Below are 22,907 nucleotides of genomic sequence, written 5' to 3' on the forward strand. Positions count from 1 at the left end.
GGCGCCCGGGTTCAGGCCCGGGCGCCTCTGCGCGTTTCGGGTGACGGATGCTGTGGGCCGCAGCATCCGTTCACCGAAGACGTGTGCCGCGCACGCGTCACAGGCGGCGCCGGCGCCGGGTAAGGCGTACGGCGGGCATCGGCGGGGCGGGGATGCGCTCATCCCCGTGGTCCACGACGTGGCCGAAGCGGTCGGCGCCCGACTCCCAGGCCTCGCGGGCCTCGACGATCTCTTCGTGGGTGCGGCCGACGAAGTTCCACCACATGACGACGTCGTCCTCGAACGGCTCGCCGCCGAGGAGGAACAGCGTCGCGCCGGCGGGGCTCGAGATCACGACGTCGTCGCGGTGCGTGCCCAGGTAGAGCAGGTGCGCCGCGTCGACCACGACGGCGCCGCCGGCGTCCGCGGGGACCAGGGCCTCACCGTACACGGCGACGAGTGCGTGCTCCCAGGCGGGGTCGAGTGGCACGGTCACGGTCGAGCCCGCCGGGATCCGCAGCTCGGCCCCGACGATCGGCGTGTACACGGTGGCCGGAGAGGCGACGCCGGCGAGCTCGCCGAGCACGACCGTCGCCGAGCCCGCCTCGCCGGCGGCCGGCCGCAGCTCCAGCTCGGGCAGCACCGCGTGCTGCTCGAACGCGGGGCCCCCGTGACGTCGCGACTCGGGCAGCGCCACCCACAGCTGCAGTGCGTCGAGGGGTGCGGCATCCTCACCCACCGAGTACTCGGAGTGGGCGATCCCCGCGCCGCTCGTCATGAGGTTGAGCGCGCCGCGGCGCACGACCACGTCGCTGCCGACGGAGTCGCGATGGCGCACCTCGCCGAGATACGGCCAGGTGACCGTCTGGAGGCCGATGTGCGGGTGGGGCTCGACGCGCATGCGCGTCTCCTGCGGTCCGAACCGGTCGAGGAAGCACCACGCGCCCACCAGCGGCAGCTCGCGCTGCGGCAGCGCCCGGTGCACCGACATCGCGCGGACGCCGCCAAGCGGCACCTCCCTCGCCTCGAGCAGCAGGGTGCGCGGGCCGGCGCACTCGACAGCGGATTCGGTGGCGACCGCGTCGTCGGCGTCCAGTCGGGTCACGTCAGCGGCTCCGATCACTCCGGGCGGGGCTGGTCGGGCCATTCGATCGTGAGCCCGGGCACCTCGTGCGTGCGCAGGTACTTCGCCACCACGGGGCAGTGCGGCACGACCGTCTCGCCCCGGCGCGCGACATCCGCCATCGCCTCCGCCACGATCGTCTGGGCGATGCCCCGGCCTCGGAATGCGGGGTCGACCTCCGTGTGCGGGAAGTGCAGGCGGCCCTTCGCGTCGATGCGGAACACGGTGAATCCCGCGAGCACCCCGTCGACGTGCCCCTCGTAGCGGCGGTCCTCGTCGTTGCGGGTCACGATGGTCTGCGTTTGCGTCTCGGTCACTTCGGTCCCTTCGTCGTCTTTCTCAACGTACGTGTGCGCGGCGTGATTCCGCCACCGCGCGTGCACGTGCGTGCACGCCGCACCCCTGGCGGGAAGGGGGCGGCAGGTCTATCGTCAGGCTCATCCGCGGCGTCGTGGCAGGCGAGGAGCACGGCGATGCACCCGTGGTTCGATTCGGGGGAGTCGATCCGGTCAAGGATTCGAAGGGGAATCATGAAACGACGCATTCTCGCCGCGCTCGCGGCGGTGGCACTCGGACTCGGTTTCGCAGGGGCCGGCGCGGCGAGCGCGACGGCCGCACAGCCGCCTGCCGTTGTGAAATACGTGGCTCTCGGCGACTCCATCGCGGCGGGGCAGGGTGGGGGAGTGCCGCTCGATTCCTGCGCACGGACCGACGGCGGCTACGCCGCCCAGCTCGACGACGTGCCGAGGATCAATCTGCTGCGCAACGCCGCGTGCACCGGCGCCACGATCGAAGACACCTGGGACCAGCTGTCGCAGGTGAACCGCGGCACCACGCTCGTGACGCTCACCGTCGGCGCGAACGACCTCGGCCTCGACGAGGTGTACGCGCAGTGCGCGACGGTTCCGGACGGCGGCGACCTCAACGCGTGCCTGGCAGCGGTCCAGGCAGCCATCGGAGGCGCGCCCGCCCTCGTCGAACCGCTCGCCATGCTGATCGGGGCGATCGCGCAGCGCGCGCCGAACGCCACGATCGTCGTCACGGGCTACCCGCATCTGCTCGAGCCGGTGAATCTCGAACTGTGTCTGGAATTCCTGAGCATCGAGGTGTGCCAGGCCCTCAGCTCCCTGGTCGTCGCCGTGAACACCGCGACGGACGCCCTCAACGCCGCCATCGAGGGCGCCGTGGCACTTGCCGCCGGGACCGGTGCGAACGTGGTCTACGCGGACGTGGTCGACGCGTTCGCCGGGCACGGCATGCAGCTCGTGCCGGAGGCGCCGAACGACCCGTGGTTCGGGACCGACCCGGTGAACGATCCGGCCGGCTTCCTGCATCCGACCTTCGAGGGCTATACCGCGTACATGCAGGTCATCCTCTCGAAGCTCTGAGACCGACCGGCGGGGCGCCGGCGTCACCGCAGACGGGCGGCCGAAGATGATGACGGATGCTGCGGGCCGCAGCATCCGTCATCGATATGTCGGCTCGCCCCACGCCGTCGCGGTCGCCGGAAGCGAGGAAGGACGCATACTGCGACCTGGCAGACTCGGACGGTGACGCTTCTCGAGACCATCAGGGCCGCGGCCGAGGCCTCGGGCGCGCCCGCGGGGGCGCCCGACGCCGACGCCCTGTACGACGCGTTCGTCGAGTGGGCCGGGGATCAGGGCTTCGCGCTGTACCCGGCGCAGGACGAGGCCGTCATCGAGATCGTGTCGGGGTCGCACGTGATCCTGTCGACGCCGACGGGCACGGGCAAATCGCTCGTCGCCGTCGCGGCGCACGCCGCCGTCGTCGCGCGGGGCGGGCGCACGTACTACACGGCGCCGATCAAGGCGCTCGTGAGCGAGAAGTTCTTCTCCCTGGTCGACATCTTCGGCGCCGCGAACGTCGGCATGGTGACCGGCGACTCGTCGGTGAACCCGGATGCCCCGATCGTGTGCTGCACCGCGGAGATCCTGGCGAACCTCGCGCTGCGCCAGGGCGCGGACGCCGCGGTGGACCAGGTCGTGATGGACGAGTTCCACTACTACGGCGACCCCGAGCGCGGGTGGGCGTGGCAGGTGCCGCTGCTGCTCCTGCCGCGTGCGCAGTTCGTGCTGATGTCTGCGACGCTCGGCGATGTCACCTCGATCGCCGAAGATCTCGAGCGCCGCACCGGCCGGCCCGTCTCGCGCATCACCGGCGTCGAGCGCCCGGTGCCGCTGCACTTCTCGTACGCGCGGACGCCCGTCCACGAGACCGTGGAGGAGCTGCTGCAGACGAACGAGGCGCCGGTGTACATCGTGCACTTCTCACAGGCGGCCGCGATGGAGCGCGCGCAGGCGCTGTCGTCGATCAGGATCGTCTCGCGTGAGCAGCGCGACGCCATCGCCGAGGCGATGGGCGGCTTCCGGTTCACGACCGCCTTCGGCCGCACCCTCTCGCGCTACGTGCGCGCGGGCATCGGCGTGCACCACGCCGGCATGCTGCCGCGCTACCGTCGCCTCGTCGAGACGCTCGCGCAGCGGGGGCTCCTGCGCGTGATCTGCGGCACCGACACGCTGGGCGTCGGCATCAACGTGCCGATCCGCACCGTGCTCATCACGGCCCTGTCGAAGTTCGACGGCACGAAGATGCGCCAGCTCACAGCCCGCGAGTTCCATCAGGTCGCAGGTCGTGCCGGTCGCGCCGGCTACGACACCTCCGGAACCGTCGTCGTGATGGCACCCGAGTGGGAGATAGAGAACGAGGCGGCGCTGCGCAAGGCCGGCGACGACCCCGCCAAGCGCAAGAAGATCGTGCGAAAGAAGGCCCCGACGGGCGTCGTCAACTGGGGCATCGGATCGTTCGAGCGCCTCGTCGAGGCCGAGCCCGAGCCCCTCGTGCCCCAGCTCTCGTTGACGGCGGCGATGCTCATCAACGTCATCGCGCGCGGCGGCGACGTGTTCTCGAACGTGCGCAGCCTCGTGTTCGACAACCACGAGCCGCGCGCCCGCCGCTATGAGCTTGCGCGACGGGCGATCGCGATCTTCCGCACGCTCGTGACTGCGGGGGTCGTCGAGGTCGACCGCGGGGGCGGGACGGATGCCGCGGCCTCCGGCATCCGGAATCAGATCCGTCTCACCGTCGATCTGCAGCCCAACTTCGCGCTCAACCAGCCGCTGTCGCCGTTCGCACTCGCCGCGATCGAGCTGCTCGACCCTGAGGACCGGTCTGCGACGCCTTCGCGACTCACAGACTTCGCAGAATCTGACGAAGCTCGCACGATCTCGCCGGAATCGTCCGAGGACGGCGCGGTTCTGCGAAGTCTGACCGCCTCACCACGGCGTGGGAGCGGCGCGGGCACCGGGCACTATGCGCTCGACGTCGTCAGCGTGATCGAGGCGACGCTCGACGACCCCCGGCCGATCCTGTCGCAACAGGAGTTCAAGGCCCGCGGCGAGGCGGTCGCCGCGATGAAGGCCGACGGCATCGAGTACGACGAGCGCATGGCGCTGCTCGAAGAGGTCACGTACCCCAAGCCGCTCGAGGAGCTGCTGAGTCAGGCCTACGAGGTGTTCGCGTCGAGCCAGCCGTGGGTGCGCGACTTCGAGCTGTCGCCGAAGTCCGTGGTGCGCGACATGTTCGAGCGCGCGCTGTCGTTCTCGGAGCTCATCTCGCTGTACCAGCTGGCTCGGAGCGAGGGCCTCGTGCTGCGGTACCTGTCCGACGCGTACCGCGCGGTCCGCCAGACCGTGCCCGCCGAGGCGCAGACCGACGACCTGCACGACCTGGTCGCGTGGCTCGGCGAGGTCGTGCGACAGGTGGACTCGAGCCTCGTCGACGAGTGGGAGGCGCTGGTGAATCCCGCCGACGACCCCGACGCACCGGTCGTGCCGCCCGCCCCGCCGTCGGTGCTCACCAACCGGCGTGCGTTCGGCGTGCTGGTGCGCAACGAGCTGTTCCGCCGCGTGCAGCTGGCTGCGCTGCAGCGCGACGAGGAGCTCGTCGAGCTCGACCCCGAGGTCGACTGGCCGGCCGCGCTCGACGCCTACTTCGACGATCACGACGAGATCCTGACCGGCGGGGCGGCGCGCTCGCCCAGGCTCGTGACCGTGGACGAGACGGATGCTGCGGCCTCCGGCCTGTGGCGCGTCGAGCAGACGATCGACGACCCGGCGGGTGACCACGACTGGCGCATCCGCGGCGTGGTCGACCTCGCGGCCTCGGAGGAGGCCGGCACCGCGGTGGTGCGCGTCACGGAGGTCGTGCGGCTGTAGACGGGTGCGCGGTTCGTCCCCGAGTCAGCCGAGCCCGAGGCCGCCGTCGGTCGAGAGCACTTGGCCCACCACCCACGCGCCGTCGGGGGTCGCGAGCCAGCCGATGAGCCGGGCGGGATCGGCAGGCTCGCCGTAGCGGCCGAAGGGCGTCGACCGCATCCACGCCTCGATCTCGTCCAGCGGCCGGTCGGTCGTCTCAGCGTCGAGGTAGCCGGTGTTGACGGGACCGGGATCGATCGTGTTGAGGATGATGCCGAGGTCGAGGAGCTCCGCCGCCACCGTCTTCGTGACGCCCGCGAGGGCCGCCTTGCTCGTGGCGTAGGCGACCTCGCCCCGCATGGCGCCGTGGATCTGCCCCGACGTCATCCAGAAGACCCGCCCGGTCGGCTCCGCGAACGGACCGCGGCGTTCGACGCGCTCGCCGGGACGCGACCCCGGATCGAGCGGACCCGCGTGCAGCGCCGCGAACTCCCGCGTCAGCAGGAGCGTCGAGCGCGTGTTCGTCTGCCAGAACGCGTCGAGCCGCTCGGCGGTCATGTCGAGGATCGACCCGTCGTCGCCCGACTGCGCATGGTTGCACACCAGGATGTCGAGCCGCCCGGTCAGCGCACGAGCGGCCTCGATGACCAGGGGGACGGATGCTGCGTCCCGCAGGTCCGCGCTGATGTCGCCGAGCCGCGCCCCGGGGGCGAGCTCCGCGCGCAGGCCCTCGCGCACGGCGTCGAGGTCGTCGCCGCCCCACGGCAGACGCGTGTCGTGCGGGCGGTAGTGGTGGAGGAAGACGTCGGCGCCGAGGCGCGCGAACCGGGTGGCGACGGCGAAGCCGATGCCCCGCCGGCGGGAGACGCCGGTGACGAGAGCGGTCTTGCCGGCGAGCGGCAGGGACGACGAGGAGGAGAACATGCGATGCCTTTCCGGGACGCCGGCACGCGGCATCCGTGATTCTGTGTCGGCGCGGAATGCGACGAACGGGAGGGTGACGGATGCGGGTCACAGGCATTGCATGACGGCGAGGCTACCGCATGCGATGGGAGGAGGCATCCGGGATGATGGCGTCATGCCGACATACGTGGCGTTCCTGCGTGCGATCAACCTCGGGGCGAACCGGAAGTTCCCGAAGGCCGATATCGTGCGCGTGGTCGAGAGCGTCGGGTTCACCGATGTCGAGACCCACATCAACACGGGCAATGTGCGGTTCACGACGCCGATGCGCTCGCGAGCGAAGATCGAGAAGACCCTCGAGGACGCGTTCGCCGCGGATCGCGGGTTCGACGTGCCCACGATCGTGTTCACGACAGCCGAGCTGAAGGCGATCGCCGCCGAGGCTTCGGCGCTGACGGCGGAGAACCCGGGCCTCGCGCGTCATTACGTCTATCTGCTCAAAGAGGAACCGTCCACCGAAAGCCGGACCCGGATCGCTGCGCTGGACTCCGCAGCCGGCGAGATGGTCGTGTCAGGTCGCGCGGCGCATGCGCTTCTCGGCCCGGGCTATCAGGCCGGCTCGGTCGACGCGCTCAAGGCCGAGAAGCTCCTCGGCGTCGCGACCAACCGCAACCTCAACGTGATCACGGCGATCGCCGACAAGTGGTGCTGAGTCCACGTCTGCGCCGCTTCGATCCTCATCTGAGGACATGAGCTGAGATGAGGATCACGCCACGCGACGCCCTCCTCAGTCCGGCCCTGGTCCTCAGCTGAGGACGCCGGCCCGCTCCTCCACACGACCCGGTGAGAGAGGTTCGGCTCAGGTTGTGCACCGTGGCGGGCGCGCGGGGAAGGGCGTCGGATGCCGCGGCTACCCTGGGACAGGTGACCACCCCCCAGGGCGACCCGTACGCCGACCTCGCGTGGGAGCCCGCCTGGGCGCCGCCGGCCGATGAGTACCGTGCGCCCCCGCCGGACGACTCGTGGGCGCCGCCGGAGGACGGATGGATGCCGCCGCCCGATCCGCTGGCGGGCGGCTCGACGTCGATCGACCCGTTCGCCGGAGCAGGTCCGCGTCGCGACTTCACCGGCGCCGACGCGGGCACCGTGCTGCGCGAGGTGTACGGGTACGACGCGTTCCGCGGTGAGCAGGGCGCGATCGTCGAGCATGTGATCGCCGGCGGCGACGCGGTCGTGCTGATGCCCACCGGCGGTGGCAAGAGCGTCTGCTATCAGGTGCCGGCGCTCGTGCGTGCGGGCACCGGACTCGTCGTGAGTCCGCTCATCGCCCTCATGCACGACCAGGTCGACGCGCTGGTCGCCAACGGCGTTCGCGCCGCGTACCTCAACTCCACGCAGGCGCCGCCGGAGCGCGCGGCCGTCGAGCGCGCCTACCTCTCGGGCGAGCTCGACCTCCTCTACGTCGCGCCCGAGCGGCTCAACACCGAGGCGACGCTGCGATTCCTCGCGCGCGGAAGGCTCAGCGTCATCGCGATCGACGAGGCGCACTGCGTATCGCAGTGGGGCCACGACTTCCGGCCCGACTACCTCGCGCTGGGCGCCCTCGCCGAGCGGTTCCCCGGTGTGCCACGTCTCGCTCTCACCGCGACGGCGACACCGGCGACGCACCGCGAGATGACCGACCGGCTGCAGCTGCCGCGGGCGCGTCACTTCGTGTCGAGCTTCGACCGGCCGAACATCCAGTACCGCATCGAGGCCAAGTCCGACCCGCGGCGTCAGCTCGTCGCGTTCATCCGCTCTCAGGGGTCGGGTGCGGCGGGCATCGTCTACGCGCTGAGCCGCAAGTCCGTGGAGCAGACGGCCGAGTTCCTCAGCGCCCAGGGTGTCGATGCGCTGCCGTACCATGCGGGTCTTCCGGCCGAGACGCGCGCCGCGAACCAGTCCCGATTCCTCCGCGAGGACGGCGTGGTCATGGTCGCGACGATCGCGTTCGGCATGGGGATCGACAAGCCCGACGTCCGCTTCGTCGCGCACATCGATCTGCCGAAGTCCGTCGAGGGGTACTACCAGGAGACGGGTCGCGCGGGTCGCGACGGCGAGGCATCCGTCGCCTGGATGGCGTACGGACTCGGCGACGTCGTGCAGCAGCGGCGCATGATCGACCAGTCGCCCGGCGACCGTGCCTTCAAGACCCGGCTGGGTCAGCACCTCGACGCCATGCTGGGTCTTTGCGAGACGGTCGGATGCCGCCGCCAGAACCTGCTCGCCTACTTCGGCGAAGCCTCCGCCCCGTGCGGCAACTGCGATACCTGCCTCGAGGCGCCCGACACGTGGGACGGCCTCGTTCCGGCGCAGAAGCTGCTGTCGACCATCGTGCGGTTGCAGCGCGAGCGCGGTCAGGCGTTCGGTGCGGGCCACCTCGTCGACATCCTGCGCGGCGCCTCGACCGACCGCATCCGTCAGCAGGGTCACGACCAGCTCTCGACCTACGGTCTGGGCGCCGACCTCAGCGACCAGGACTGGCGCAGTGTGATCCGCCAGCTGCTGGCTCGCGGCGTTCTCGTCGCCCGCGGCGAGTACGGCACCCTCGCGCTCGGCGAATCGGCGGGCGGCGTGCTGCGCGGCGAGACGCCGGTGCCGCTGCGCCGCGACGTGATGGGCCGCTCCGGCGGTGTGGCACGGGTGCGCAAGACCACCGCTCCCGAAGCTCTCGACCCGGCGAACGCCGGCCTGTTCGAGGCTCTGCGGGCGTGGCGCGCCGGCGTCGCGAAGGAGCTCGGCGTGCCCGCCTACATCGTGTTCGGCGATGCGACGCTCCGCGCGCTGGCCGAGCGCCGGCCCGAGAGTCTCGCCGACCTGGACGGTGTCTCGGGCATCGGCGCGAAGAAGCGCGAGGCTTACGGCGAGGCCGTGCTCGCGGTTGTCGCCGCCGCCTGAATCCGTGCTGCCGCGTCAGGCCCGCGGCAGCACGTCGTCGAGGTGGGCCGACAGCTGGGCCGCGACATCCACCGAGGAACGGTCGTAGAGCCACTGGTACTGCAGGCCGTCCCACAGGGCGGTGAGCCAGAGGGCCTCGAACTCCGGATCTCGGTGGGAGGGGAGATCGCCGTCCGCCTGGGCGGCGCGGAACAGCGCGGCGAAGTGGTCGACGACGCTACGGAAGCGATGCTCGAAGTACGCGTGCGCCGGGTGGTCGGCGGGCACTGCCTCCGATGACAGGACCGCGTACACCTCGATGAGTCCGGGTGCCGTCGCCGCGTCGATGACAGCCCCGCGGGGGAGACCCCGCAGCTCGTCGGCCGCGCGTTCGGCGGGCGTGTGGTCCGTGCGCGACTCGATCTGCTGGTCGCGGTGGCTCAGCACGGCGCTCAGGAGATCCTCCTTCGACCCGAAGTAGTGCAGCAGCGTCGACTTCGAGACGCCGACCCGCTCGGCGATGTCGCGCAGGCTGGTGTCGCCGTACCCCTCCTCGGCGAAGAGAGCCGTGGCGCCGGCGATGATGAGCGCGCGGCGCTCGCGGCCCACGCGGTAACCCGGGGGCGCAGCATCCGTCGTCGAGAATGAGGGCAGCGGCGGCACCGGAGCAGCCGTCGACGCTGGTGGCGGGTCGTCGGCGTCGCGCCAGCCCACGGGCAGCGCGAGTGATTCCTCGTAGGTTTCGAGGGTCTCGGCGATGTCGACGCGCTCGGGAAGGTACTGCGCCAGCAGCTGCAGCCCGTCCCATGCGGCCGCGATGCGCACGGCCTCGCCCGCGGCGTCGCGGTCAGCGGCCACGGTGTCCTGCGTGATCGCCTCCTCGATGGCGTCGATCGACAGTTCGCGCAGGCGGGCGTACCGGTCGCGCATGATCTCGTGCGCGGGATGACGGGCGGTGGATGCCTCGCCGGTCAGTGCGGCGAACAGCGCGAGGTAGCCGGGTACGGTCTGGTTGCGACGGGCCAGCTCGCTGTACGCGAGGGTCCCGGGATCCTCGGCCGCCAGACGCTCGAGCATCAACGTCTCGTTGTCGCGCTCGAACAGGCCGACGACGGCGGCGAGGACCTCGTCCTTCGTGGCGAAGTGGCGGAGCAGGCCGGGGTGGCTGATGCCCGCGGCGGCCGCGATGTCGCGGAGCGACGTGGCGCGGTACCCGCGGGTGACGAACGCGTCGTGCGCCGCGGCGACGATCGCGGCGCGCGTCTGCTCGGCGCGAGCGGTGCGCACGGCGCCAGGAGCAGCTGTCGTCACCTGAAACCCGCCTCTCTGCGCTCGCCGTGCACCATTCTATCCTCGTCTATTACCAAGCGGTCGAAGTTCAGTTACCAATCGGTCTGGTTTCATGTACGCTCGTGCGTGGACGCGCGTCGGAGCAGACACGCGTCGCACCCGAGAAAGGACTCCGATGACAGAGATGTCGCCCGCCGCAATGGCTGCTGCCGCCGGCACGACCGGCTTCAAGGCGCCCGGCACGACGCCCGGCAAGACTCCCCGCGGCTACACGCCCGGCCTCGCCGCGGTGAACTTCGGCGTCTACCTGGCGCTCCTGACACCGGTGATGGTGTCGATGGCCTTCAAGATCCAGCACATCTCGCCGACCACCGAGCAGGCGACCGCGAACCTCGGTCTCGTCCTGGGTGTGGGTGCCTTCTTCGCGCTCATCGCCAACCCTCTCGCCGGCCGTCTCTCCGACCGCACGACGTCGCGCTTCGGCATGCGTCGACCCTGGGTGCTCGGCGGCGCGCTCGTCGGCCTCGGCGGCTTCGCGCTCATCGGCATCGCGGACTCGGTGTGGGTCGTGCTCATCGCGTGGTGCATCGTGCAGGCGTCGATGAACGCCGTGCTCGCCGCGGCGAACGCGACCCTGCCCGATCAGGTGCCGCTGGCCAGCCGCGGCAAGGTCTCGGGCGTCGTCGGCATCACCACTCCGCTCGGCATCCTCGGCGGCTCGTTCCTCGTGACGTTCCTGTCCGACGACTTCGCGCGCTTCGTGGTGCCCGCCGCGATCGCGACGGCGCTCGCGGTCCTGTTCGTGCTCGTGCTCAAGGACCGCCGCCTCGACGAGAAGCCGGCGCAGAGATTCACGATCGGCCAGTTCTTCGGCTCGTTCGTCTTCAACCCGGTCAAGCACCCGGACTTCGGATGGACGTGGCTGACGAAGTTCCTCGTGATGTTCGGCTACGCCGGCATCGCCACCTTCCTGCCCTTCTACCTGACCGAGAAGTTCCAGCTCGACGAGCAGACCGCGATCCAGACGATCCTCCTCGCCAACGTCGCGTCGATGGCGGCGATGATGATCTCGTCGCCGATCGGCGGCATCCTCTCCGACAAGATCGGCAAGCGCCGCCCCTTCGTCGCGATCGCCGGCGTCGTCATGGTGGTCGGCCTCGTGCTGCTCGCGTTCGCCCCCGACGTGACCACGCTCGTCGTGGCGCAGGCGATCATCGGCCTCGGCGCGGGTTCGTTCTTCTCCGTCGACCTGGCCCTCGCGACCGAGGTGCTGCCCAACCCCGACGACACCGCCAAGGACCTCGGCGTGCTCAACATCGCCAACGCCCTGCCGCAGTCGATCGCACCCGCGATAGCCCCGGGCATCATCGCGATCGGCGCGACCACCGCCCTCGGCGGATACACCGTGTACTACCTCTTCGGCGCGCTCGTCGCCCTCGCCGGCGCCGTGCTCGTCTACCGCATCAAGGGAGTGAAGTGATGACAGACGTTCTGAAGGCGGATGCTGCAGCCCCGGGCTCGCCCGAGAACCGGCCATGGCTCGACGCGAGCCTGCCGGTCGACGAACGCGTCGAGCTGTTGCTGGCCGAGATGAACCTGGAGGAGAAGGCGGGTCTCTTCTTCCAGACGATGATCGTGATGGGCGAGGCCGGCGAGCTGTCCGAGGGCGATTCCGCCTTCGGCATCCCGTCCAACCGCGAGTACGTGGCCGGGCGTCACATGAACCACTTCAACCTGCTGGGCGTCGCGCCCAAGGCCGGTCATATCGCCGCCTGGCACAACAAGCTGCAGAAGCTCGCAGCATCCACTCGCCTGGGAATTCCGGTGTCGATCTCGACGGATCCACGCCACTCGTTCAGCGACAACCCGGGCGCCGCGATGTTCGCCGGCCCGTTCTCGCAGTGGCCCGAGCCGCTCGGCCTCGCGGCGACGCGGGATGCGGAGCTCGTGCAGCGCTTCGGCGACATCGCGCGCCAGGAGTACACGGCCGTGGGCATCCGCGTGGCGCTGCACCCGCAGGTCGACCTCGCCACCGAGTCGCGCTGGGCGCGTCAGCTGCAGACGTTCGGGGAGGACGCGGATCTCGCCGGCGAGCTGGGTGCCGCCTACGTGCGGGGGTTCCAGGGCGAGTCCTTCGGTCCGGGCTCGGTGAGCACGATGACCAAGCACTTCCCCGGCGGCGGCCCGCAGAAGGACGGCGAGGACCCGCACTTCGACTACGGCCGCGAGCAGGTCTACCCCGGCGGTCAGTTCGAGCTGCACCTCAAGCCCTTCGAGCAGATCTTCGCCGCGGGCGGGCGCCAGATCATGCCGTACTACGGCATGCCGGTCGGCACCGAGTACGAGGAGGTCGGCTTCGGCTTCAACAAGGGCGTGCTCACCGGACTCCTCCGCGACCGCTTCGGCTTCGACGGCATCGTCTGCACCGACTGGGGCCTCATCACCGACCAGCCGATCATGGGCACGGACTTCGCCGCGCGCGCCTGGGGCGTCGAGCACCTGACTCCCGCCGAGCGCATGGTGAAGATCCTCGACGCCGGCGCCGACCAGTTCGGCGGTGAGCACGACCCGTCGCTGCTCATCGGCCTCGTGCGCGACGGTCGCGTGAGCGAGGAGCGCCTCGACGTGTCGGCGCGTCGCCTGCTTCGCGAGAAGTTCGAGCTCGGCCTCTTCGAGAACCCGTACGTCGATGTCGAGGCGGCCGACGCCATCGTCGGCTCACCCGAGTTCCGCGCCGCCGGCGAGGCCGCGCAGCGCGCCTCGATCGCAGTGCTCTCGAACGACGGCGCCCTGCCGCTGCGCCGCGGCGGGAAGCTCTACGTCGAGGGCATCGCGCCCGAGGTCGCAGCGCGATTCGGCGAGGTCGTCGACACGCCGGCGGAGGCGGATGCCGCGATCCTGCGCCTGCAGGCGCCGTACGAGCAGCGCGCCTCGATGTTCGAGAACTTCTTCCACGCCGGCTCTCTCGACTTCCCCGAGGAGGTCGTCGCCCACGTGCGAGAGGTCTCGGCGGTGGTGCCGACCGTCGTGGACGTGTTCCTCGATCGCCCCGCGATCCTCGGGCCGATCGTCGAGGCCGCGGCCGCGGTCACGGCGAACTGGGGAGCTGGCGCCGACGCGCTGCTCGACGTGCTGACCGGCGGGACCCCCGCCACGGGCAAGCTGCCGTTCGACGTGCCGAGCTCGATGGCCGCGGTCGAGGCCTCGCGCCCCGACGTACCGTTCGACACCGCCGACCCGCTGTTCCGCTTCGGCCACGGTCTCTCGCTCTGACCCATCGACACGGATGCTGCGCCGCTGATCTGTGCGGACCTGGCGGCGCAGCATCCGTCGTCCTGTCAGTCGGCTGCGCCCGGCACCACCACGACGGGCACGGGTGCGTTGCGGAGGATCTTCGAGGCGCTGGAGCCCAGGAACACCTGCGCCAGGCGGTGCGTCGAGGACGACCCCACGACCATGACATCGCCCTCGCTCCAGCCGACCGACGACACCGCCGTGCCCCAGTCGCCGGCGGCGGCGATGCCGTAGTCGAGCTCGTCGTCCGAGAACCCCAGGGTCTTCAGATGCGCCGCCGCCTCTTGCTGTGCGGCGGCGGCCTGCACGGCCCACAGCTCGATGACCTGGGTCTGCGCGTGGCTGATGTCGGTGGTGACGGGGCTGCGCGACGGGTTCACGAGGAAGGTGACCAGCCGCATCCTGGCCGACGCGACCCGGCTGAACTCGGCGACGCGGTTGAGCAGCGACCAGCTGGCGTCGTCGTCCCGGAAGCCGACGGTCACCCTCGTGACCGGGCTCGTCGTACGGTAGCTGCGCGGGGCGATGGCCACCGGCAGCGGCGAGGAGTGGACGAGACGGTCGGTCTTGGAGGTCAGCCGGACCCGGCCGGGCTCCGCCTCTTCGGCGGATCCCACCACGATCATCCGCGCGTCCCGTGCCACCGCCTGCTCGATGAGCGTCGCGGGCGCCGATCTGCCCGCGACCCACACCGCCTCCGCGGGGATGCCGGGGTGGTGGGCGAAGTCCGCCAGGGCGAGCTCCGCGCTCAGCCGGCCCTCGGCGGCGGCCCAGTCCTCGTACTCGCGGTCCACGCCGCCGGCGAGCGGGGTGCCCCACCCCTGCGGGACGACCGACACCGCGACCACCGGCTCCGGGTGCGATCGGGCGAACTGGAACGCGAGCTCGATCGCGCTGCGATCGTCGTGGCGCGGGCCGTAGCCGACGAGGTACGTCACGTCTCGTCCTCGGGGTGGATCGGCTCCGCGATCTGCTCCGGGGAGGTGTAGTCGTTCAGCGTCGCGTGCTTGCGCCCGTAGAACCAGTAGTAAAGCAGCACGATCGCGATCCAGGTGCCGAAGATCACCCAGGTGATGGCCGCGAGTCCCGACAGGATGTAGACGCACGCGGCGATGGTGAGGATCGGCACGACCGGGTACAGCGGAACCCGGAAGGGCCGCTCGAGGTCGGGCTTCGTGCGCCGCAGCACGATGACCGCGAGCGCCACGACGCTGAAGGCGACCAGCGTGCCGATCGAGACGGTGTCCCACAGGTAGTCGGACGGAACGAACCCGGCGATGATCGCGACGATCACCGAGACGACGATCGTGTTGTAGATGGGGGTCATCGTCTTGGCGTTGACCTTGAGGAACCGGCGGGGGACGAGGCCGTCGCGCGAGATCGAGAACAGGATGCGGGTCTGGCCGTACAGCGTCACCAGCGTCACCGAGAAGATCGAGACGACCGCACCGGCCGCCAGGATCGTGCTCCAGATCGGGTTGCCCGTGATGTTCTCCAGGATCTGCGCGAGTCCCGCTTCGCCGGCCTCCTCGGTCGAGAAGAACTCCACCGGCTCGGCGGCCAGCCCCGCGATCGCGACCAGGATGTACACCGTCGAGACGATGATGAGGGCGCCGATGATCGCCTGGGGGAGCGCCTTCTGGGGGTTGCGCACCTCCTCGCCCGCCGTCGCGACGGCGTCGAGGCCGATGAACGAGAAGAAGATCGTCCCTGCCGCGGCGCTGATGCCGGCCGCGCCGAACGCGAAGAAGTTCTCGAAGTGGTCGGAGTTGAACGCGGTGAAGCCGAGCACGATGAAGAGCACCAGCACGCCCAGCTTGATGAGCACCATGATCGTGTTGACGGTGGCCGACTCGGCGACCCCGCGGATGAGGAGCAGGCAGCACAGGCCGACGAGGACGACAGCGGGCAGGTTGATGATGCCGCCGGTCGCCGCGCCATCCGATCCGGGGATGAACGACACCGACAGCGCGTCCGGCAGCCGGAATCCGAGGGTGTTCTCGAGCAGCTCGTTGAAGTACCCGCTCCAGCCGACCGCGACCGCCGAGACGGCGACACCATACTCCAGCAGCACGCAGCCCGCGATGATGACCGCCCAGATCTCGCCCAGCGCGTGGTACGTGTACGAGTAGGTCGACCCGCTCACCGGGATGGCGGACGCGAGCTCGGCGTAGCACAGCGCCGAGAGCCCGGCGCAGATCGCGGCGACGACGAATGAGATGATCACCGCGGGCCCCGCCTCGGGGATCGACTCGCTCAGCACGAAGAAGATGCCGGTGCCGACGGTCGCGCCGACACCGAACATCATCAGCTGGAAGGTCCCGATGTTCCGGGCGAGCTCCTCGCCCTTGTGGTGCTTCTGCTGGATGACGATGGGCTTGCGTCGAAAGAGCTGCTCGCCGAGTGCGGCCATATCGGACTCCCCACGGGGTGTGGCCCGGGCCACGGCGCCCGGGGGGTGCCCCCCAGTCTGGTGCGCGAGGCGCACCCGGCATAGGCCTGTCGGCAGGACTGAAGTCTGAGATCACAGACGAGAGGTCGGGAACGGATGCTGCCTCTCGGCGTCGCGGCGGTAGCCTTGCGCCCATGCCGCGCCTTCTCGTCCGCCGCCCGTCGCCCCGTCTCGCGGAGGGCGAGCTCACTCACATCGAGCGCGTGCCGGTGGACGCCGAGCTCGCCCAGCACCAGTGGGACTCGTACGTCGATGTGTTCCGCCGGCGGGGATGGGAGGTCGTCGAGGTAGACCCGGCGGATGAGCATGCCGACGGTGTGTTCATCGAGGACGCCGTGGTCATGTTCGGCGATCTCGCGGTGCTGACGAGTCCGGGTGCCGAGTCCCGTCGTGGCGAGATCGCCTCCGCGCGGTCGGCGCTGGAGGGTGCCGGCATCCCGTATCGCGCGATCGAGCTGCCGGGCACGCTCGACGGCGGCGATGTGCTCAAGATCGGCCGCACGGTGTACGTCGGGCGGACGCTGCGCACGAACGACGAGGGGATCGCGCAGCTGCGCGACCTGCTTTCGCCGCGCGGCTGGAGCGTCGTCGCCGTGCCCGTGTCGAAGGTGCTGCACCTCAAGAGCGGCGTGACCGCGCTTCCGGACGGCACCGTCGTCGGGTTCGAGCCGCTTGTCGACGACCCGGGCGCCTACCCGGACTTCCTCGCGGTGCCCGAGGAGCACGGCACCGCCGTCGTCGTGCTGGACGATGCCACTGTGCTCATGTCGGCAGACGCTCCCGAGACCGCCGAGCTCTACCGGTCGCGCGGGCTGGAGGTCATCACCACGCCGATCACGGAGTTCGAGAAGCTCGAGGGCTGCGTGACGTGCCTCTCGGTGCGCGTCCGCGACGAGTGAGCGCCAGCCGCATAGGCTGACGGAGGCGGGCGACGGGGCCCGCAGCGGGGAGCGAGCGTGGCCACGAGCAACATCGAGATCGCACAGCTGGCCGAACTCCGGCCGATCACCCGGATCGCCGAACGGCTCGGCATCCCGGACGAGGAGCTCGAGCCCTACGGCCGGTACAAGGCGAAGGTCTCGCTGCGGCATCTGCGGACGCTCCGCGAGAAGCCGCGCGGGCGGCTCGTGCTGATGACCGCCGTGTCGCCGACGCCCGCAGGCGAGGGCAAGACGACGACCACCGTCGGCCTCGGCGACGCGCTGAGCCGCATCGGCGAGCGCGCCATGATCTGCCTGCGCGAACCGGCGCTCGGCCCCGTGTTCGGCATGAAGGGCGGCGCCGCGGGCGGCGGGTACGCCCAGGTCGTGCCCATGGAGGACATCAACCTGCACTTCACCGGCGACTTCTCGGCGATCGCCATCGCGACGAACCTGCTGGCGGCGCTCATCGACAACCACGTGCACCACGGGAACGCCCTCGGCATCGACATGCGGCGCGTGACCTGGCGGCGCGTGCTCGACGTCAACGACCGGGCGCTCCGCGACGCCGTGATCGGCCTCGGCGGCCCGTCGAACGGCTACCCCCGCGAGGACGGCTTCGACATCGTGGTGGCGAGCGAGGTGATGGCGATCTTCTGTCTCGCCACCGACCTCGCCGACCTCAAGGAGCGCCTCGGCGAGATCGTCGTCGCCTACCGCCGCGACCGCACCCCGATCCGCGCCCGCGACCTGCAGGCGCACGGTGCGATGGCCGCGATCCTGCGCGACGCGCTCGCCCCGAACCTCGTGCAGACCCTCGAGCACACGCCGGCGTTCGTGCACGGCGGTCCGTTCGCGAACATCGCACACGGCTGCAACTCGTACCTCGCGACCGACTCCGCGCTGCGCATGGCCGACTACGTCGTGACCGAGGCGGGGTTCGGCGCCGACCTCGGCGCCGAGAAGTTCGTCGACATCCTCTGCCGCACCACCGGCCTGCGCCCCGACGTCGCGGTGGTGGTCGCCACTGTGCGCGCCATGAAGTACCACGGTGGTGTCGAGGTCGCCGACCTGGCGCTCCCGGACGTCGCGGCCCTCGAGCGCGGCACGTCGAACCTCATCCGCCACCTGAAGACGTTGCGCGAGACGTGGGGGATCCCCACGGTGGTCGCGATCAACCATCGGGCGGAGGACACGGATGCCGAGACCGCGGCGCTCGTCGCGGCCGCCCAGTCCGTCGGGGTCACGGCGGTCGTCGCGAAGCATTTCGCCGAGGGCGGCGCCGGGGCGGAGGACCTCGCGCGCGAGGTCGTGCGGCTGTGCGACGAGCGTGCGGCGGAGACAGGGGACGAGGCATCCGCTCTGCGTTTCACCTACTCGGATGACGCGACGCTGTGGCGCAAGATGAGCGCGATCGCGACGCGCATCTACGGGGCGTCGGAGATCACCGCGTCGACCGCTGTCCGCGCGCAGATCACGCGCCTGCAGGACGAGGGTTATGGCGGCTACCCGGTGTGCGTCGCGAAGACGCAGTACTCGTTCTCGACCGACCCGAAGCTGCGCGGCGCGCCGACGGGCCACGTCGTCGACATCCGCGAGGTGCGACTGGCGGCAGGGGCGCGCTTCGTCGTGATGATCTGCGGCGACATCATGACGATGCCGGGCCTGCCCGCGGTGCCGGCGGCCAACTCCATCGACGTGGACGACCAGGGCCGCATCGTCGGGCTCTTCTGAGCCGCCCTCGCGGGCGGTGCGGGAGCGCCGGCAGGGCGTCGAGGGCGCGCGCGTCAGCGGGGTGGGAACGTGCGCACCCGCTCGACGCGGAGGGTGTGGGGCAGCGCGGCGGTGTCGCGCGTGCCGTCGGCGCGCGGCAGTTCGTAGAGGTCGAGCATGAGCTGGACGGGGTAGTCGATGCGCTGATGCACGGTCTTCACCCACCGATGGTCGATGAAGAAGCGCACGGCATCGGGCGTCCACTCGACGGCGTAGTCGTGCATCTCGGTGAGGTCGCCGTCGACGCGGATCTTCTCGAACTCGTCGCGCAGGCGCGAGTCGTGCTGGCGCTTGACGCCGACGCCGACCCAGCCGCCGTCGTCGTCGATCTCGCTGCCGAAGATCTCGGCGATGCAGATCTCCCCGGAGTCCTCCGGGCGGTCCTCGAAGCCGATGGGCCAGAAGGCGACCATCGCGTCGGGGTGGCGCACCGCGGCCATGCGCACTTCGATCACACCGAAGCGCGGGAGGTGGAGCCGGCGCTCGGGCTGCTCTTCGCGCACCACCAGAGAGTCGCGGAAGCGGTGCTGCCCGATCGGGCTTCCGCGCTCACCGGAGAACTGGCCGGTTTGGAGGTGGCAGACGCGGTTCTCGCCGTCGAACTCGGGGGACCACGGTGCGGTGTCGGCGTCGATGAACAGCTCGAGCGCGTCGGGCGCGATCCGGTACCGGGCGGCGGTGCGCTCGCGCGACGACCAGTGGGGCAGGTAGTGCGGCCACCACACCTTCTCGTCGAGCACACCCTCGCCGAAGCGCTCGTCCAGGTCGGGCTCGCGGCCGTCGAGGTCGAGCGGCGACGTGTCGAGAATCGTCGTGTCGTCGGTCATGTCGGCCATCGGGCCCTCAGCGGTCGGTGACGAGGATGGTGTTCCCGTCGGGGTCGGTCGCGGTGAAGAACAGGCAGCGCTCGGGGTCGCCGAGCTCGTCGCTCGGATGCGCGCCCAGCCGCGCGAGGCGTTCGTGCACGGAGGCGAGATCGTCGACGCGGAAGTTGCACGTCGCCCACGGGAGGCCCGGGTCGACATGGATGCCGCTCTTCGGGCCCATCAGCGTCACTTGTCCGTGCGAGCCGGCGAGCACGCTCGAGGAGTCGCTCTCTTCCACCACACCCAGGCCGAAGGCGTCCGCGTACCAGTGCGCGCTCGCACGCGGATCGTGCACGGGGATGAACGCGGTCGTGATCGCGGTCGGCGGGGCCATGCCCTGAGCCTAGGCCTCGCCGCGGACGTTCGCGCGGGTGCGCCGGCAACGACCCGGGCACCGGCTCCTGCGGCGGCTCGCCTGTGCGTCTCGCACAAGGCATCCGTCACCCGTGTCGCACTGGTGTTGTGGAGTTCCACCAGTCGCTTTGAGTGGAGGTTGTGGGAGTCCTACGGTCGAGGGGAACGTGATCCTTCCCCGTCGCACCGAGAGGTGATGCACATGGCTGACGCCGCCGTCCGCACCAAGAAGCCCGCCGTCCACAAGAACACGCCTGCCGGCGGAGCCCCGACCGCTCCGCACACCGCGGCCGAGGCATCCGATCCCCGCATCGACATCGCCGCGGTCACCGATCTGCTCCTCGGCACGTGGGCGCACACCCGCCGCGAGGCCCGCGAGATGATCAAGGACCCGGCGTTCTGGCGCGTCGAAGGGCAGTCGATGTCCGAGCACCGCGAGCGCGTGCTCACGCAGCTGCATCTGCTCGTCGAGCACGGCGGCTCGCGCCGGGCGTTCCCCGAGGCCTACGGCGGGCTGAACGACAACGGCGCGAACCTCGCGGGCTTCCAGGAGCTCGTGCTCGCCGACCCGAGCCTGCAGATCAAGTCGGGCGTGCAGTGGGGCCTGTTCGGCTCCGCGATCTTCCAGCTCGGCACCGAGAAGCACCATGAGGCGTGGCTCCCCGGCGTCATCGACCTCAGCCTCCCGGGCGCGTTCGCGATGACCGAGACCGGGCACGGATCGGATGTCGCGGCCATCGGCACGACCGCCACCTACGACCCCGACTCCGAAGAGTTCGTGATCCACACGCCGTTCCGCGGCGCGTACAAGGACTATCTCGGCAACGCGGCGCTGCACGGCAAGGCGGCCACGGTGTTCGCGCAGCTCATCACGGGCGGCGTCAACTACGGCGTGCACTGCTTCTTCGTGCCGATCCGCGATGACGAGGGCGCGATGCTCCCGGGCGTCGTCAGCGAGGACGACGGCGTGAAGGGCGGCCTCAACGGCATCGACAACGGCCGCCTCGCCTTCGATCACGTCCGCGTCCCGCGCTTCAATCTGCTCGACCGCTACGGTCAGGTCGCCGCCGACGGCTCGTACAGCAGTGAGATCCCCACCCCCGGCCGCCGCTTCTTCACGATGCTCGGGGCGCTGGTGCAGGGCCGCGTGTCGCTCGACGGCGCCGCCACCACCGGCACCGCGCTCGCGCTCCACATCGCGCTCACCTACGCCAACCAGCGCCGTCAGTTCGACTCGGGCGCCGGCACCGAAGAGGTCGTGCTGCTCGACTACGGCAAGCACCAGCGGCGCCTGCTGCCCCTCCTTGCGCAGAACTACGCGCAGTTCTTCAGCCACGACGAGCTGCTCAAGAAGTTCGACGCGGTCTTCTCGGGACGCACCGACACCCCTGACGAGCGCGAGGACCTCGAGACGCTCGCCGCGGCGCTCAAGCCGCTCAGCACCTGGAACGCGCTGCGCACGATCCAGGAGGCCCGTGAGGCCTGCGGCGGCTCGGGCTTCCTCGCCGAGAACCGCATGGTCGGCCTCCACCAGGACCTCGACGTCTACGTCACCTTCGAGGGCGACAACAACGTCCTTCTCCAGCTGGTCGGCAAGCGCCTCCTGTCGGACTACGCCAAGCAGTTCAAGGGCGCGGATGCCGCGAAGCTGGCGCGATTCGCCGCCAAGCACACGGCGGGCAAGCTGTTCCACGGTGCGGGTCTGCGCCAGCTCGGGCAGACGGTGACCGACTTCGGCTCGACCGCGCGCTCGATCGAGCTGGGCCTGCGCACCGACCAGCAGCACGAGCTGCTCGCCGGCCGCGTGCAGCAGATGGTGGCGGATGTCGCCGCGGCGCTGCGTCCGGCGACCAGGCTCTCGCCCGGCGAAGCCGCCGCCCTGTTCAACAGCCACCAGGCCGAGCTGATCGAGGCGGCGCGCGCCCATGGCGAGCTGCTGCAGTGGGAGGCCTTCACCGACGGCGTGAACCGCGTCTCCGACGAGGGCACCAAGCAGGTCCTGACGTGGCTGCGCGATCTGTTCGGCCTGCACCTGATCGAGAAGCACCTCGCGTGGTACATCATCAACGGCCGGCTCTCGACGCAGCGCGCAGCATCCGTCTCCCGCTACATCGACCGCCTCGCAGCGCGACTGCGCCCTCACGCGCAGGATCTCGTCGACGCCTACGGTTTCGCGCCCGAGCACGTGCGCGCGCCGATCGCGTCCGGTGCCGAGCGCGAGCGGCAGGACGAGGCCCGCGAGTACTACCGCGCGCTCGCCGCGTCGGGCAACGCGCCGGTGTCGGAGAAGTCGCTCAAGAAGAAGTAGGTACGAGAAGCGGGAGGCTCGTGATGACGGATGCTGCGACCCGTCGCCGTGCGATCAGTCCGCCGTCCAGCCGCAGTTGCCGCACTCGCCGGTCGCCGACACCTCGATGAAGCAGTTCGGGCACATCGCGCGGACGCGCTCGGGAACGACCGGCTTGGCGACGCGGCGCTCAGCGGCCGGACGCGGCGAGGACGACTTCGCGCGGGCCGTCGGCGCCGCCGCCTGAGGGACGATGGCCGCGGCGGGCACGTGGTACGCGCAGTAGAAGCGCACGTAGCCGTCGTGGTTCTTGGGGTGGCGGTGCTTGTAGGCCCACAGCTCGGTGCGGGGCAGCAGCGCGGAGTCGGGGCCGCATGAGAAGCAGCGCGTCGGCTCGCCCGGGACCACGTCTGCGAGGAGCACGGGGTTCTCGAAGGGGACCGAGTCCCGCCAATCCGCCGACGCGACGATCTTCATGGTCCTGCCTCCCAGCTGCGCGGGCGCGAACAGCCCGACATTCCAAGGTAAGCGACGCA

The 22,907-nt window shown here is 70.6% G+C and carries 18 protein-coding genes; 9 read left to right on the top strand and 9 right to left on the bottom strand.

The annotated features are described in order from the left end of the window. Nucleotides 1–97: 97 nt before the first annotated feature. Both JNB61_RS08310 and JNB61_RS08315 read right to left on the bottom strand, forming a co-directional pair. Entirely contained in the window at nucleotides 98–1,084 is a 987-nt protein-coding gene (locus JNB61_RS08310) for a pirin family protein (RefSeq protein WP_308291230.1), read from the bottom strand. Nucleotides 1,085–1,098: 14 nt separating this feature from the next. Continuing rightward, nucleotides 1,099–1,419 carry a GNAT family N-acetyltransferase gene (locus JNB61_RS08315; protein WP_220339310.1) on the bottom strand — a complete coding sequence of 107 codons (321 nt, stop codon included), beginning with the start codon at nucleotides 1,417–1,419 and terminating at the stop codon, nucleotides 1,099–1,101. Between the two features lie 213 nt (nucleotides 1,420–1,632). On the opposite strand from JNB61_RS08315, the gene JNB61_RS08320 reads away from it, so the two are divergent. Then, a complete protein-coding gene (locus JNB61_RS08320; RefSeq protein ID WP_220339311.1) occupies nucleotides 1,633–2,490 on the top strand; it encodes an SGNH/GDSL hydrolase family protein in 858 nt (285 codons plus the stop codon). Nucleotides 2,491–2,652: 162 nt separating this feature from the next. Then, nucleotides 2,653–5,337: a DEAD/DEAH box helicase gene (locus tag JNB61_RS08325; RefSeq protein ID WP_308291231.1), complete on the top strand. Its 2,685-nt coding sequence runs from the start codon at nucleotides 2,653–2,655 to the stop codon at nucleotides 5,335–5,337. Between the two features lie 24 nt (nucleotides 5,338–5,361). On the opposite strand, the gene JNB61_RS08330 is transcribed toward JNB61_RS08325, so the two are convergent. Further along, a complete protein-coding gene (locus JNB61_RS08330) occupies nucleotides 5,362–6,240 on the bottom strand; it encodes an SDR family oxidoreductase (protein ID WP_220339312.1) in 879 nt (292 codons plus the stop codon). A 154-nt stretch (nucleotides 6,241–6,394) separates the two neighbouring features. Here JNB61_RS08330 and JNB61_RS08335 point away from each other — a divergent pair, with 154 nt between their 5' ends. After that, nucleotides 6,395–6,931: a DUF1697 domain-containing protein gene (locus JNB61_RS08335; RefSeq protein WP_220290328.1), complete on the top strand. Its 537-nt coding sequence runs from the start codon at nucleotides 6,395–6,397 to the stop codon at nucleotides 6,929–6,931. Nucleotides 6,932–7,143: 212 nt separating this feature from the next. Further along, a complete protein-coding gene (gene recQ / locus JNB61_RS08340; protein WP_220290326.1) occupies nucleotides 7,144–9,156 on the top strand; it encodes a DNA helicase RecQ in 2,013 nt (670 codons plus the stop codon). A gap of 15 nt (nucleotides 9,157–9,171) precedes the next feature. On the opposite strand, the gene JNB61_RS08345 is transcribed toward recQ, so the two are convergent. Then, entirely contained in the window at nucleotides 9,172–10,422 is a 1,251-nt protein-coding gene (locus JNB61_RS08345; protein ID WP_308289202.1) for a TetR/AcrR family transcriptional regulator, read from the bottom strand. A gap of 178 nt (nucleotides 10,423–10,600) precedes the next feature. On the opposite strand from JNB61_RS08345, the gene JNB61_RS08350 reads away from it, so the two are divergent. Together JNB61_RS08350 and JNB61_RS08355 are read left to right on the top strand one after the other, a co-directional pair. Beyond that, nucleotides 10,601–11,905 carry an MFS transporter gene (locus JNB61_RS08350; protein ID WP_220339313.1) on the top strand — a complete coding sequence of 435 codons (1,305 nt, stop codon included), beginning with the start codon at nucleotides 10,601–10,603 and terminating at the stop codon, nucleotides 11,903–11,905. Next, the gene (locus tag JNB61_RS08355; RefSeq protein ID WP_220339314.1) at nucleotides 11,905–13,698 is read left to right on the top strand and encodes a glycoside hydrolase family 3 protein; all 1,794 of its coding nucleotides are present in this window, start codon (nucleotides 11,905–11,907) and stop codon (nucleotides 13,696–13,698) included. Before JNB61_RS08350 ends, JNB61_RS08355 begins: the two co-directional genes overlap by 1 nt. A gap of 65 nt (nucleotides 13,699–13,763) precedes the next feature. Here JNB61_RS08355 and JNB61_RS08360 read toward each other — a convergent pair whose 3' ends face one another. Both JNB61_RS08360 and JNB61_RS08365 read right to left on the bottom strand, forming a co-directional pair. Then, complete coding sequence (locus JNB61_RS08360; protein ID WP_220339315.1) at nucleotides 13,764–14,657, bottom strand: universal stress protein; 894 nt, start codon at nucleotides 14,655–14,657, stop codon at nucleotides 13,764–13,766. Then, a complete protein-coding gene (locus tag JNB61_RS08365) occupies nucleotides 14,654–16,132 on the bottom strand; it encodes an APC family permease (protein WP_220290316.1) in 1,479 nt (492 codons plus the stop codon). Before JNB61_RS08365 ends, JNB61_RS08360 begins: the two co-directional genes overlap by 4 nt. 173 nt (nucleotides 16,133–16,305) lie before the next feature. Here JNB61_RS08365 and ddaH point away from each other — a divergent pair, with 173 nt between their 5' ends. Then, the gene (ddaH, locus tag JNB61_RS08370; RefSeq protein WP_220290306.1) at nucleotides 16,306–17,070 is read left to right on the top strand and encodes a dimethylargininase; all 765 of its coding nucleotides are present in this window, start codon (nucleotides 16,306–16,308) and stop codon (nucleotides 17,068–17,070) included. Nucleotides 17,071–17,127: 57 nt separating this feature from the next. After that, nucleotides 17,128–18,825 carry a formate--tetrahydrofolate ligase gene (locus tag JNB61_RS08375; RefSeq protein WP_220339316.1) on the top strand — a complete coding sequence of 566 codons (1,698 nt, stop codon included), beginning with the start codon at nucleotides 17,128–17,130 and terminating at the stop codon, nucleotides 18,823–18,825. 53 nt (nucleotides 18,826–18,878) lie between these two features. On the opposite strand, the gene JNB61_RS08380 is transcribed toward JNB61_RS08375, so the two are convergent. Together JNB61_RS08380 and JNB61_RS08385 are read right to left on the bottom strand one after the other, a co-directional pair. Then, entirely contained in the window at nucleotides 18,879–19,691 is an 813-nt protein-coding gene (locus JNB61_RS08380; protein WP_220339317.1) for a glycoside hydrolase family 16 protein, read from the bottom strand. 16 nt (nucleotides 19,692–19,707) lie between these two features. Next, the gene (locus tag JNB61_RS08385) at nucleotides 19,708–20,064 is read right to left on the bottom strand and encodes a VOC family protein (protein ID WP_220290301.1); all 357 of its coding nucleotides are present in this window, start codon (nucleotides 20,062–20,064) and stop codon (nucleotides 19,708–19,710) included. 222 nt (nucleotides 20,065–20,286) lie between these two features. Between JNB61_RS08385 and JNB61_RS08390 the strand changes: the two genes are divergently transcribed. Next, on the top strand, nucleotides 20,287–22,392 hold the full coding sequence (locus tag JNB61_RS08390; protein ID WP_220339318.1) for an acyl-CoA dehydrogenase family protein: 2,106 nt from the start codon (nucleotides 20,287–20,289) through the stop codon (nucleotides 22,390–22,392). A 54-nt stretch (nucleotides 22,393–22,446) separates the two neighbouring features. On the opposite strand, the gene JNB61_RS08395 is transcribed toward JNB61_RS08390, so the two are convergent. After that, the gene (locus JNB61_RS08395; RefSeq protein WP_220290297.1) at nucleotides 22,447–22,848 is read right to left on the bottom strand and encodes a glucose-6-phosphate dehydrogenase; all 402 of its coding nucleotides are present in this window, start codon (nucleotides 22,846–22,848) and stop codon (nucleotides 22,447–22,449) included. Between the last annotated feature and the right edge of the window lie 59 nt (nucleotides 22,849–22,907).

This window comes from Microbacterium ureisolvens (genome assembly GCF_019511645.1).
In the GTDB taxonomy this organism is placed as follows: Bacteria; Actinomycetota; Actinomycetes; order Actinomycetales; family Microbacteriaceae; genus Microbacterium; species Microbacterium ureisolvens_A.